Source organism: Bacillus sp. UNC322MFChir4.1 (assembly GCF_000746135.1).
GTDB lineage: Bacteria > Bacillota > Bacilli > Bacillales > Bacillaceae_G > Bacillus_A.
This window is the reverse complement of the sequence record NZ_JQKQ01000025.1, coordinates 21,962-33,863: the sequence shown is the minus strand read 5'-3', so window position 1 is coordinate 33,863 and position 11,902 is coordinate 21,962. Positions and strand designations below refer to the sequence as shown.

The following is an 11,902-nucleotide window of genomic DNA, read 5'->3' as shown; positions in this document are numbered from 1 at the left end:
AGGTGAAACAGATGAAGGAATACATCATGCCTCGCATATTTAAAGGATCTGCAGGAATTGCACAAGGTATTTTCGTAACTCTTGGAATTGGTCTACTTATTGAGAATATAGGAAGAATTGTTGATATTCCGATGTTAATTACAATCGGAGTTGTTGCAAAATCACTTATGGCGCCAGCAATTGGAGCAGGAATTGCTTTTATGCTCGGAGCAAATGGACTTGTCATTTTCTCCGCGATGGTTGCAGGAGCGATTGGGGCTGGAGCGATTTCGATTACTGCAGCTGGTTTAATGATTAAAACTGGTGAACCAATCGGTGCGTTAATAACAGCGACATTAGCGGTTTATATCGGTAAACGTTTGAGTGGAAAAACAGCATTAGATATGATGCTCGTTCCATTTGCGGCAATATTAGGTTCAGGTTTAGTCGGTATTTGGTTATCTCAAAATATTACTCCGGTCTTAAATACAGTTGGCGCATTTATTAAGGATAGTTCAGCTGGTAGTCCGTTTATCGCGTCTATTGTACTTGCAGTTGTTTGGGGATTGTTATTAATTTCACCAGCTTCATCAGCAGCTTTAGCAATTGCACTTAGCTTAGACGGCGTAGCGGGCGGTGCGGCACTTGCAGGATGCGTCGCTCAATTTATCGGATTCGCTGTTATTTCTGCTAAGGAAAATAATTTAGGCGGTATTTTAGCACAAGCTCTTTGTACACCGAAAGTACAACTTCCGAACATTACTAAAAATCCAATGATTCTTGTACCAACTGTTGTTGCGAGTGCGATTGTCGGTCCTGTATCAGCACTTGTCTTCCAAATTACAGCAGGAAAAGAAATTGCAGGCCTTGGACTTAGTTCTTTAATCGCACCAATTAACTTAATTTCAAGCAAAGGATTAAGCGTTGTTCCAGCGATCGTGATTACTTATATCGTAATTCCAGTAGCTGTTTCTTATGTACTGTATATTATCTTGAAAAAAGCAGGTCGCATTAAACCTGGCGATATGACTGTACCACAATCTTAAAACTAGTAAGAGTGTTACAAATATGCCAATTTGAAAATCTCCTCTTATATAGAGAAAAGCAGACTGAAGAAGCCACAGTCTGCTTTTTTAGTTATAGATTATGCCTCGGCTTGCACCGTAATCTTTTGTTCACGTGATTCAAATACATAGTGCATAGCAGCATAGAGGAAGCTCCCTAGTACAGCACCTGCTACAGCATCTACAAAGGCGTGTTGTTTTGTAAATAAGGTAGATAAAATAATGAGCACACCAACAAATGTTAACAGGGCGTACACCCATTTATTTTGTTCCTTTCGCTTGTAGGCTGTAATCATAATGACAAATGTTGTGAGTACGTGAATGCTAGGAAAACAATTCACCGGTTGATCGATACTATAAATATAGCGCACTAAATTCGCAAATACATCATTGCCGATGACTTCAGGGCGTGTTACGGTTGTTTGCCACATATAATAGACGCTAAAGGAAGTGAGTTTTCCAAATAGTACACTACTTAATGTAACGTAATAGAGCTTTCGATCTGCAAAGCAGTAATAAATAAGAGCCCCATATAAATATGGAAACCAAAGTAAATAGGGAACGATAAATTCTTTTGTAAATGGAATCCATTCATCTATTTTTGTTGTTACATTTACAGCACCTACAGTGGATTGATTTAGCACGTCATAAAGAGCACTTACAGGTATGAGTAGGAGTAGATAAAATAATGGAATAAAGGCTGAAAACTTATTGTTTTTCATAGTAATTCTCCTATTTGTAATGTAATAACTTGGAACTTGAAAAATTATAATATAAAACATGTAAATGAACCATTGATTTTTCTAACATTTTTTGCAAATAAGCTTACAATTTTGTCACTGTACAAATTGAAAGATTGATTAAAAACCCTTTTCTGTTTAGAATGGCGAGGGCATCTGGCCATGTGTAGTAGCGGTCAGGGCCTTTTTTTGCCACGTGCAAGCTATGTTGTGTTCTGCATAACTGCGATTTATATTTATCATATTTGCAGGTATCGATATGGGTGAAGCGATTTTTAAACAAACGTTTGTTTAACATGTATGTTCTGTTTGGCTGCATTAATCAAACGTTTGTTTAATATGTATGTTCTGTTTGGCTACATTAAACAAACGTTTGTTTAAAAGATTAGAAATAGGAATTTCACCGTTTACATACCTTTTCTTTATGTGCTATAACGTATAAAGCAGAAGAATGAATATAAAGTTTCAAGTGATACATTAGGTTAATTTTTTCGCGGTAGTAACATGTTTTTAAGGATTTATAAAAAAATAAAAATTTTGAAGGATAAAATAATTTTTTAGCGAAATAAGTAAAAGTTTGAAATAAAAAAATATTTTTTATATGATAAGGGTAAAGGTTAGTGAAAAGTAGGTGAATGTATGTCAGTAACATTTTATTCATATCCAAAATGTGGAACATGCCAAAAGGCAAAAAAATGGTTAGACGCAAATGATGTAGCACATGAAATGGTTCATATTGTCGAAAATCCACCATCTAAGGAGGAACTTCGCAGTATATATGAAAATAGTGAATTGCCATTAAAAAAATTCTTTAACACAAGTGGGATGCGATATCGCGAGCTTGGGTTAAAGGACAAGCTAAAAGATGCAAGTGAAGAGGAAATGTTAGACATGCTTGCTTCTGACGGCATGTTAATTAAACGACCAATTGTAACAGGCGGTAATGATGTAACGGTTGGCTTTAATGAAGAGCAATTTGAAAGCGTGTGGAAAAGGTACCAATAAGGTGCTTTTACATAATTAATACATTCATTGGAGGTACAGACATGAGCATTCCAAAACAATTACGTTACTCTGAAGAGCACGAGTGGGTACAAGTTGAAGGCAATCAAGTTACTATCGGTATTACAGATTTCGCACAACACGAATTAGGAGATATCGTATTCGTAGAACTTCCTGAAGTTGGTGCAACAATTGCAGCTGACGAGCCATTCGGTAGCGTAGAGTCTGTTAAAACAGTTTCTGAATTATACGCACCTGTAGCAGGTAAAGTTGTAGCAATAAACGAAGACTTAAATGACAAGCCAGAGCTTGTTAACGAATCTCCATACGAAGGTGCATGGATGGTTAAAGTTGAGCTTGAAGATGCAGGTCAAGTAGAGAAATTATTAACTGCAGAACAATACGAAGAAATGATTAATCAAGACTAATCTGAAAAGGACAGCTGTGAGCTGTCCTTTTTTATTTGTGCTGTTTTTTAAAAGTGATTGAAAAATAAGCAAAAAAACCTGTCTTTTTAGGTGGGCGAGAGCATCTGGTCATGCATAGGAGCGGTTAGGAGCTTTTCCTGCCACATGCAAGGATTAAACCTAAGGGAGAAATTGAGTGCAGGTCATCTTTGTTCTACATAATAGCGACTTAGCTGTTGGAAAATCAAAATGGATGTATATAGAACATAGTTTTTTTCTACTTAGAAATGATAGGAATGGAGCTTTTCTTAAATATGTTTCGGAACGAGCCACTTATGCTTTTCTTATTGTCCAGCTCCGCTTTTCTTTACAAAAATAAACAGGAAACAACATTGAAATATCGAATATACTATATACTAAAGCTAATGTTATATCATAGTATACGGTGATCGGGTGATGCCAAGTGGTCTATGTAGAAAAAGTAATTATTGTTGAAGGTAAGTCAGATAAGCGAAAGATTGAAACAATTATTAGAGAACCGGTGGAAATTGTTTGTACAAATGGTACAATTGGTTTGTCAAAAATGGATGAGCTCATTGACCAGTTGTATGATAAAGAAGTATATGTTCTTGTGGACGCGGATGATGCTGGAGAGAAATTGCGCAAACAGTTTCGGCGAGAATTTCCACATGCTGAACATATTTACATTGATCGCTCATATCGAGAGGTTGCGACTGCACCACCATCTCATTTAGCGAACGTTTTATGGGGAGCCGATATTGACGTCTATACAGAATTTTTACGGTAAGGAATGGTACGATGATAGATTGGACAGGACATGAAGCAGAAGTTGCAGTTAGAGACCAAGAAAAAACGGTGTTATATGTATATACACCAATGTGTGGTACGTGCCAGCTTGCGAAAAAAATGCTAACGGTTGTTGAAGTAGCGTTGCCTCATTTAGAAATTGGAATGCTGAATGTAAATTATGCACCGCATTTTGCGCGGGAGTATCAAATTGAAAGTGTTCCGTGTTTACTTATATTTGAGAAGAATAAACTTGTAAAGAAAATATATGCATTTCAATCTGTGGAATATTTATATATGGAATTACAATAGGCGGCAAAAAAATTGCCGCCTCGACATATTTCTTGGGAAATAGTGAGAGATAAATGGTTTTTTATACAGCATTTGTCGAGAGAATGATACAGGAGAGTGCGTAATAAAGATGGAATGGTAATATGTAAAACGTGATATGGGGAGTGTGATAAAGATGACATTGTATTCACTGCTTCAATCATTTGTAACATATGCCAATACGCAATATCACTTAGAACCACTATTACCACAATTTGAAAAGGTTGTTTGTTTTACTTTCCAAGATGAATGTTATTCATTGAATATTTCAAGAGAGAAAATTGAACTTATAAATGGTGCGGTGGGAACTGAAGAACTTGTTTGTTTTCAAGAAACAGATTTGCGGTTGTTGATTACAGGGCAAGTACGCTTGCAGTCACTCTTGCGCAGAAATGCAATTACATATAAAGGGACATATCGAACGATGCTATTATTAGAATCTGTATTTCATATTTGTAAACCGCTACAAATGGGTGCTTAAATTTCAGAAAGTTTATTCTTTGCGAAAATTTCTGTTGACATCTATTTCATGCGTTGATACAATTCAAAACATAAAATAACGAAAACTTAATAACGATAAAATCAGACGAAATTTATATCTGATTTTCTCTTATCAAGAGAGGTGGAGGGACTGTGCCCTGTGAAACCCGGCAACCGTCAACTTATGTTGAAATGGTGCCAATTCCTGCAAAGCGAATGCTTTGAGAGATGAGAGGAAAGGATAATGGTAATTTGTGTATAAAAAACCTTTCTGCTCATTTTCAAGCAGAAAGGTTTTTTTTGTTGTTTCGGTGTAGGAGGACACTTGAACGACAAAACTTTTATAGAGTGATAGCGGGAAGCCGCTTACGCTTTTTATGTAATCCAGCTTCAGCGGCTAGAATCTCCGGTCGTTTCGCTCTCTCGGTCGAGAGCTCCAACGTCCTGCGATTCTGAACGAGCCGCTTACGCTTTTTAATTTAAAAAAGGGGTGACATCGATGATTATATTAGAAAATGTAAGGAAGATATATCGTTCTAAACACGGTGATGTTACCGCTGTGGATGATGCGAATTTACAAATAGAAAAGGGCGAGATTTTCGGGGTGATTGGCTATAGTGGCGCTGGAAAGAGTTCGCTAATTCGTTTGTTTAATCAATTGGAGAAACCAACGTCTGGAAAGATTACGGTTGGAGCACGTGTGATTTCGGCAATTACAGGTAAGGAACTTCGAGAAGCACGTCAAGAAATCGGGATGATTTTTCAGCATTTCAACTTACTGTGGTCACGAACTGTTCGTGAAAATATTGCTTTCCCGCTTGAGATTGCTGGGGTGGCAAAAGAGAAACGAAATCAGCGCGTAGATGAATTAATTCGTCTTGTTGGTTTAGAGGGACGAGGAGATGCATATCCATCTCAGCTAAGTGGCGGACAAAAGCAGCGCGTTGGTATTGCAAGAGCATTAGCGAATAATCCGAAAGTATTATTGTGTGATGAAGCAACGTCAGCATTAGATCCGGAAACGACAGATCAAATTTTAGATTTGCTTCTCGATATTAATAAGCGTCTTGGGTTAACGATTGTACTTATTACGCATGAAATGCATGTCATTCAAAAAATTTGTAACCGCGTTGCTGTTATGGAAAAAGGGAAGATTGTTGAAAGTGGCAGCGTGTTAGAGGTATTTCGTAATCCGCAGCAAGAAATTACAAAGCGCTTCATTAAACAAATAACAGATTTTGAAGATGCAGATGAGGCAATTGAACATTTAGCAGAGAAATACCCAGAAGGAAAAGTAGTGAAATTACAGTTTGTTGGTGAAGCAGTAGAAAGACCAGTTTTACAGGAGTTAATGAAGCAAGATGGAGTGGAAGTGAGCATTCTACAAGGGAATATTGCCCAAACGACAAGCGGAGCGTATGGAAGCTTAATCGTTCATTTAAATGGCAAAGAAGATGTGATTGCAAAAGCAATTGCAACGATTCAACAGGAACAAGTCGAGCTGGAGGTGATTGCACATGGATAATCTATTTCAAAATGTTGATTGGGATAAAATGCTAGTGGCTACTCAGGATACACTATACATGGCGGCAGTTGCCACACTTGCAACGTTTGTATTGGGGCTTATTCTTGGATTAGTACTGTTTCTTACAAGTAAAGATAATTTATGGGAGAACAAACCAGTCAATGTTGTAATTGGAGCATTTGTAAATATTTTTCGTTCCATCCCGTTCATTATTTTAATTATTTTACTCCTTCCATTTACGAAGTTTTTTGTAGGTACCATTCTTGGAGCAAGTGCTGCATTGCCAGCATTAATTATTGGAGCAGCGCCGTTTTATGCGAGATTGGTTGAAATTGCGCTTCGTGAAATTGATAAAGGTGTCATTGAAGCATCGAAAGCGATGGGAGCAAAGACGAGTACAATTATTTTTAAAGTATTAATACCAGAATCTTTGCCAGCACTTGTGTCAGGTATTACTGTAACGGCAATTGCCCTTGTCGGTTATACAGCGATGGCTGGAGCAGTTGGTGCCGGCGGCCTTGGTACACTTGCTTATTTAGATGGATTCCAGCGGGGCAATAGCGATGTAACTCTCATGGCAACAATTCTTGTGCTTGTGATCGTATTTATTATTCAAGTGTTTGGGGACTTCTTTACGAAGCGACTTGATAAAAGATAAAAAGGAGTTTTCGTCTCAGCCAAAGACTTTCTATAGATTTACTATTTTGAATATTGGGAAAAGGAAGGGTGTCATTATATGAAAAAGGTATTATTTTCAGCACTTATTGCTGTATTTGTATTTGCATTAGCTGCTTGTGGTAGCGGCGGAAAAGATGAAAAGAAACTTGTGATTGGTGCTTCTAACGTACCGCATGCAGTTATTTTAGAAAAAGCGAAACCACTATTAGAGAAAAAAGGAATTAAATTGGATATTAAACCATTCCAAGATTATGTATTACCAAACAAAGCGTTAGCTGATAAAGATATTGATGCGAACTATTTCCAACACATTCCGTATTTAGAGAAAGAAATTCAAGATAAAGGCTATAATTTTGAAATAGCAGGGAAAATTCATTTAGAACCAATTGGTGTGTATTCTCAAAAATATAAAAGCTTAAAAGATCTTCCAAATGGGGCAACAATTATTATGAGTAACTCTGTTACTGATCATGGACGTGGGTTAGCAATTCTACAAAAAGAAGGCATTATAAAAATTAAAGATGGTGTAGACCCTGTTAAAGCAACGACAAAAGATATTGCAGAAAACCCGAAAAACTTGAAGTTCAAAACAGACATTGAGCCGGGCTTGTTACCACAAGTGTATAACAATAAAGAAGGCGATGCGGTTTTAATTAACTCAAACTATGCAATTGATGCGAAATTAAACCCAGAAAAAGATGCGATTGCGATTGAAGGCAATGATTCTCCATACGCCAACGTAGTTGTTGTTCGTAAAGGTGACAAAGATAAAAAAGAAATTAAAGCACTTATAGAAGTGTTACATTCAAAAGAAATTCAAGATTTCATTAAGAAAGAATACAAAGGAGCTGTGCTTCCTTTAAGTGAATAAGGTGAAAAAAGGGCTGGAATTTCTTGGCCCTTTTTTCTTTATATAATTAGGAAGAAAGGTGTATCATAATATAATGTGCAGAATATTCCTGTTCGGATTTGTAGAAAAATTGTTACATTTTTTCAACGTTTGCAGTATCATTTTATTTGATATAAAATTAGAATGAGAATAAAATGAGAATGTGAACGTTTTAGGAATTTTTAAAATGTATATATAGAATTATTGGAGGTATTGAGATGGCTGGTTCTACATTAACGATTAAAGATTTACATGTATCAATTGATGGAAAAGAGATTTTAAAAGGTGTAAACCTTGAAGTAAAAGGTGGAGAAATCCATGCAATTATGGGACCTAACGGAACAGGTAAATCAACTTTATCTTCTGCAATCATGGGTCACCCAAAATATGAAGTAACACAAGGCAGCATCATCATCGACGGTGAAGATGTATTAGAAATGGAAGTAGATGAGCGCGCACAAGCTGGTTTATTCCTAGCAATGCAATATCCAAGTGAAATTAGCGGAGTAACAAATGCCGACTTCTTACGTTCTGCAATTAATGCACGACGCGAAGAAGGCGATGAAATTTCTCTTATGAAATTTATCCGTACATTAGATAAAAACATGGAATTCCTAGAAATGGATCCATCAATGGCACAACGTTATTTAAATGAAGGTTTCTCTGGCGGTGAGAAAAAACGTAACGAAATTCTTCAATTAATGATGATTCAGCCAAAAATCGCAATCTTAGACGAAATTGACTCTGGTCTTGATATCGATGCATTAAAAGTTGTATCTAAAGGTATTAACGAAATGCGCGGCGAAGATTTCGGTTGCTTAATGATCACGCACTACCAACGTTTATTAAATTACATCACTCCAGATCATGTACACGTTATGATGAATGGTCGTGTTGTGAAATCTGGCGGCCCTGAGCTTGCACAACGTTTAGAAGCTGAAGGTTATGACTGGATTAAGAAAGAACTAGGTATTGAAGACGAAACAGAAGAGCAAGAAGCGTAAGAGAGGAGCATAAACATGACAATTGGTACATTACCTTTCGATCAAGATTCTATCCGTCAACTTGCAAGCGAAGCGAATGAAGCTGCTTGGTTGACTGAGTTCCGCTTACAAGCTCTTGCAAAGGCAACTGAACTTCCAATGCCAACACCAGATAAAACGAAAATTGATAAATGGGATTTTATCGGCAAAGGTAAAACTGTAAAGCAAGAGCCTGTAGGTTCTTTTGAAGAACTTCCAGAAGCAGTGAAAAATATAATTGATGAAAATAATAACGTACTTGTACAGCGTAGTGGTACAACTGCATTCGTTTCTTTAGCAGAAGAAGCAAAAACAAAAGGCGTTATTTTTACAGATATCGTAACAGCTGCAACTGAGCATGCTGAACTAGTGCAAAAGTATTTAATGAAAGATGGCGTGAAAGTTGACGAGCACCGTTTAACAGCTCTTCATGCTGCACTAATCAACGGCGGTGCGTTCGTATACGTTCCGAAAAACGTTGTTCTTGAAACACCACTTCAAGCTGTATTCTTAGTAGACGGCGAAGAAGCAAACGTTTATAACCACGTATTATTTGTTGCAGATGCAAATAGTTCTGCAACATATGTAGAAAACTACGTGGCAAATGAAACTGTTACAGGTATTGCAAATATCGTGGCAGAAGTTATTGTAGAGCAAGGCGCACAAGTGAAATTTGGTGCGGTTGACTTATTAGCGAAAGACGTGACATCTTACGTAAACCGCCGCGGCGTAGTAGGACGAGACGGACGTCTTGAGTGGGCATTAGGTCTTATGAACGATGGAAATACAATTTCTGAGAACGTAACGAACTTAATGGGCGACGGTTCATTTGCTGATACAAAAACAGTAACAATTGGTCGTGGGTCTCAAACGCAAAACTTTACAACAAAAGTTGTTCACTTCGGTAAACATTCTGAAGGTTTCATCTTAAAACATGGTGTTCAAAAAGATAGTGCAACATCTATCTTTAACGGAATTGGTAAAATTGAGCACGGTGCATCTAAATCAAATGCACAGCAATCTTCTCGCGTTCTTATGTTAAATGAGAAAGCGCGCGGTGATGCAAACCCAATCCTTTTAATTGATGAAGACGATGTAATGGCAGGTCACGCAGCTTCTGTAGGACGCGTAGATCCTACACAACTATACTACTTAATGAGCCGTGGTATTCCGAAGAAAGAAGCAGAACGTTTAGTCATCCATGGATTTTTAGCACCTGTAGTAAATGAGCTTCCAATCGAAGGAGTAAAGGCACAGCTTGTTGAGGTAATCGAAAGGAAAGTTCGCTAATGGATATTCATGAAATACGCAAACAGTTTCCAATTCTTGATCAAAAGGTGAACGGCAAACAACTTGTTTATTTCGATAGTGCGGCAACTTCTCAAAAACCGATTCAAGTCATTGAAACGTTAGAACGTTATTATAAAGAGTACAATTCGAATGTGCATCGCGGTGTTCATACGCTCGGTACGAAAGCGACCGATGCGTATGAAGGTGCACGCGAGAAAGTTCGTAAGTTTATTAATGCAAAATCAATGGAAGAAATTATTTTTACGCGCGGTACAACAACGGCGTTAAATACAGTTGCGGCAAGTTATGGTATGGAAAATGTAAAGACAGGCGATGAAATTGTCATCTCTTACATGGAGCACCATAGTAATATCATTCCTTGGCAACAAGTTGCGAAGAAAACAGGTGCAACGTTAAAATATCTTCCGCTTCAAGAAGACGGAACAATTTCATTAGAAGATGTTCGTCAAACGATTACGCCAAATACAAAAATCGTTTCTATTATGTACGTATCAAATGTGCTTGGAACGATTAACCCTGTAAAAGAAATCGCAGAAATCGCACATCAAAACGGTGCCATTATGGTCGTTGATGGTGCACAAAGTACACCGCATATGAAAGTGGATGTACAAGATTTAAACTGTGATTTTTACACTTTATCCGCTCATAAAATGTGCGGACCAACAGGTATCGGCGTATTATATGGTAAGAAGGAATTGCTTAACAATATGGAGCCGGTTGAATTTGGCGGTGAGATGATCGATTTCGTAGATTTACAAGAATCTACGTGGAAAGAGCTTCCGTGGAAATTTGAAGCAGGTACACCGATTATTGCGAATGCAATCGGGCTTGGAGCTGCGATTGATTTCTTAGAAGAAATTGGTCTTGATCATATTGAAAAGCATGAGCATGAATTAGCGCAGTATGCTTTAGAAAGACTATCAGAAGTAGACGGTGTTACAATTTATGGTCCAAAGAAACGTGCAGGCCTTATTACATTCAATATTGATGAAGTACATCCGCATGATGTAGCAACAGTATTAGATGTAGAAGGAATTGCGGTTCGTGCCGGTCATCACTGTGCACAACCGCTGATGAAGTGGCTAAAAGCTTCTTCTACAGCACGTGCAAGTTTCTATTTATATAACACAAAAGAAGAAATTGATACATTTGTCGAAGCGCTGACGAAAACAAAGGAGTATTTCACAAATGTCATTTAATAATTTAGATACGTTATATCGCCAAGTTATTATGGATCATTATAAAAATCCACGTAACCATGGCGTATTAGAAGATAGTGTTACGGTTAACTTAAACAATCCAACTTGCGGCGATCGCATTCAACTTACGATGAAAGTAGAAGATGGGATTGTGCAAGAAGCGAAGTTTGAAGGAGAAGGTTGTTCCATCTCTATGTCTTCTGCTTCTATGATGACGCAAGCAGTAAAAGGAAAGAAAATTGAAGAAGCGCTTCAGCTTTCGAAAATTTTCTCTGATATGATGCTAGGAAAAGAATATGATGACAGCATTGATTTAGGAGATATTGAAGCATTACAAGGTGTATGCAAATTTCCAGCGCGTATTAAGTGTGCAACATTAGCTTGGAAAGCGTTAGAAAAAGGCTTGAACGAGGAGAAGTAATGCAGATCACTTCCTAAAGAAGAGGTTATCCAAGGAGGGACATACGAA

14 protein-coding genes and 1 riboswitch are annotated in these 11,902 nt (G+C 37.5%); of the genes, 13 read left to right on the top strand and 1 reads right to left on the bottom strand.

What is annotated here, in order from left to right; genetic code table 11:
* Positions 1–11 precede the first annotated feature (11 nt).
* Positions 12–1,025 carry a PTS sugar transporter subunit IIC gene (locus BR72_RS11440; RefSeq protein WP_035433128.1) on the top strand — a complete coding sequence of 338 codons (1,014 nt, stop codon included), beginning with the start codon at positions 12–14 and terminating at the stop codon, positions 1,023–1,025.
* A 98-nt stretch (positions 1,026–1,123) separates the two neighbouring features.
* Here BR72_RS11440 and BR72_RS11435 read toward each other — a convergent pair whose 3' ends face one another.
* Entirely contained in the window at positions 1,124–1,765 is a 642-nt protein-coding gene (locus BR72_RS11435; RefSeq protein WP_035433126.1) for a phosphatase PAP2 family protein, read from the bottom strand.
* Between the two features lie 657 nt (positions 1,766–2,422).
* On the opposite strand from BR72_RS11435, the gene BR72_RS11430 reads away from it, so the two are divergent.
* The 12 genes from BR72_RS11430 (at position 2,423) to sufU (ending at position 11,854) form a co-directional block, all read left to right on the top strand.
* Positions 2,423–2,788: an arsenate reductase family protein gene (locus BR72_RS11430; protein WP_035433125.1), complete on the top strand. Its 366-nt coding sequence runs from the start codon at positions 2,423–2,425 to the stop codon at positions 2,786–2,788.
* Between the two features lie 41 nt (positions 2,789–2,829).
* Entirely contained in the window at positions 2,830–3,213 is a 384-nt protein-coding gene (gene gcvH, locus BR72_RS11425) for a glycine cleavage system protein GcvH (RefSeq protein WP_035433123.1), read from the top strand.
* Between the two features lie 442 nt (positions 3,214–3,655).
* Positions 3,656–4,000 carry a toprim domain-containing protein gene (locus BR72_RS11415; RefSeq protein WP_035433119.1) on the top strand — a complete coding sequence of 115 codons (345 nt, stop codon included), beginning with the start codon at positions 3,656–3,658 and terminating at the stop codon, positions 3,998–4,000.
* Positions 4,001–4,011: 11 nt separating this feature from the next.
* Complete coding sequence (locus tag BR72_RS11410; protein WP_035433117.1) at positions 4,012–4,311, top strand: thioredoxin family protein; 300 nt, start codon at positions 4,012–4,014, stop codon at positions 4,309–4,311.
* 154 nt (positions 4,312–4,465) lie between these two features.
* On the top strand, positions 4,466–4,810 hold the full coding sequence (locus BR72_RS11405; RefSeq protein ID WP_035433115.1) for a hypothetical protein: 345 nt from the start codon (positions 4,466–4,468) through the stop codon (positions 4,808–4,810).
* 126 nt (positions 4,811–4,936) lie between these two features.
* Positions 4,937–5,044, top strand: a riboswitch (SAM riboswitch).
* A gap of 264 nt (positions 5,045–5,308) precedes the next feature.
* Positions 5,309–6,334: a methionine ABC transporter ATP-binding protein gene (locus tag BR72_RS11400; protein ID WP_035433112.1), complete on the top strand. Its 1,026-nt coding sequence runs from the start codon at positions 5,309–5,311 to the stop codon at positions 6,332–6,334.
* Positions 6,327–6,992 (top strand): methionine ABC transporter permease, encoded by a 666-nt coding sequence (locus tag BR72_RS11395; RefSeq protein ID WP_035433110.1) that lies wholly within the window; start codon positions 6,327–6,329, stop codon positions 6,990–6,992. The genes BR72_RS11400 and BR72_RS11395 overlap by 8 nt, the downstream gene beginning before the upstream one ends.
* Positions 6,993–7,070: 78 nt before the next feature.
* Positions 7,071–7,883 (top strand): methionine ABC transporter substrate-binding lipoprotein MetQ, encoded by an 813-nt coding sequence (metQ, locus tag BR72_RS11390; RefSeq protein WP_035433108.1) that lies wholly within the window; start codon positions 7,071–7,073, stop codon positions 7,881–7,883.
* Positions 7,884–8,119: 236 nt separating this feature from the next.
* The gene (gene sufC, locus BR72_RS11385) at positions 8,120–8,905 is read left to right on the top strand and encodes a Fe-S cluster assembly ATPase SufC (protein ID WP_035433106.1); all 786 of its coding nucleotides are present in this window, start codon (positions 8,120–8,122) and stop codon (positions 8,903–8,905) included.
* 15 nt (positions 8,906–8,920) lie between these two features.
* Positions 8,921–10,213, top strand: a complete 1,293-nt coding sequence (gene sufD, locus BR72_RS11380; protein WP_035433104.1) for a Fe-S cluster assembly protein SufD — start codon at positions 8,921–8,923, stop codon at positions 10,211–10,213.
* Positions 10,213–11,433, top strand: coding sequence for a cysteine desulfurase SufS (sufS, locus tag BR72_RS11375; RefSeq protein ID WP_035433102.1), 1,221 nt, complete (start codon positions 10,213–10,215; stop codon positions 11,431–11,433). Before sufD ends, sufS begins: the two co-directional genes overlap by 1 nt.
* Positions 11,423–11,854 carry a Fe-S cluster assembly sulfur transfer protein SufU gene (gene sufU / locus BR72_RS11370; protein WP_035433100.1) on the top strand — a complete coding sequence of 144 codons (432 nt, stop codon included), beginning with the start codon at positions 11,423–11,425 and terminating at the stop codon, positions 11,852–11,854. Before sufS ends, sufU begins: the two co-directional genes overlap by 11 nt.
* Positions 11,855–11,902: the final 48 nt, after the last annotated feature.

What these genes read in the sequence shown, in the direction of transcription:
- BR72_RS11440 (WP_035433128.1), top strand. Translation starts at nt 12, where the DNA reads ATGAAGGAATACATCATGCCTCGCATATTTAAAGGATCTGCAGGAATT.
- BR72_RS11435 (WP_035433126.1), bottom strand. Translation starts at nt 1,765, where the DNA reads ATGAAAAACAATAAGTTTTCAGCCTTTATTCCATTATTTTATCTACTC.
- BR72_RS11430 (WP_035433125.1), top strand. Translation starts at nt 2,423, where the DNA reads ATGTCAGTAACATTTTATTCATATCCAAAATGTGGAACATGCCAAAAG.
- gcvH (WP_035433123.1), top strand. Translation starts at nt 2,830, where the DNA reads ATGAGCATTCCAAAACAATTACGTTACTCTGAAGAGCACGAGTGGGTA.
- BR72_RS11410 (WP_035433117.1), top strand. Translation starts at nt 4,012, where the DNA reads ATGATAGATTGGACAGGACATGAAGCAGAAGTTGCAGTTAGAGACCAA.
- BR72_RS11405 (WP_035433115.1), top strand. Translation starts at nt 4,466, where the DNA reads ATGACATTGTATTCACTGCTTCAATCATTTGTAACATATGCCAATACG.
- BR72_RS11400 (WP_035433112.1), top strand. Translation starts at nt 5,309, where the DNA reads ATGATTATATTAGAAAATGTAAGGAAGATATATCGTTCTAAACACGGT.
- BR72_RS11395 (WP_035433110.1), top strand. Translation starts at nt 6,327, where the DNA reads ATGGATAATCTATTTCAAAATGTTGATTGGGATAAAATGCTAGTGGCT.
- metQ (WP_035433108.1), top strand. Translation starts at nt 7,071, where the DNA reads ATGAAAAAGGTATTATTTTCAGCACTTATTGCTGTATTTGTATTTGCA.
- sufC (WP_035433106.1), top strand. Translation starts at nt 8,120, where the DNA reads ATGGCTGGTTCTACATTAACGATTAAAGATTTACATGTATCAATTGAT.
- sufD (WP_035433104.1), top strand. Translation starts at nt 8,921, where the DNA reads ATGACAATTGGTACATTACCTTTCGATCAAGATTCTATCCGTCAACTT.
- sufS (WP_035433102.1), top strand. Translation starts at nt 10,213, where the DNA reads ATGGATATTCATGAAATACGCAAACAGTTTCCAATTCTTGATCAAAAG.
- sufU (WP_035433100.1), top strand. Translation starts at nt 11,423, where the DNA reads ATGTCATTTAATAATTTAGATACGTTATATCGCCAAGTTATTATGGAT.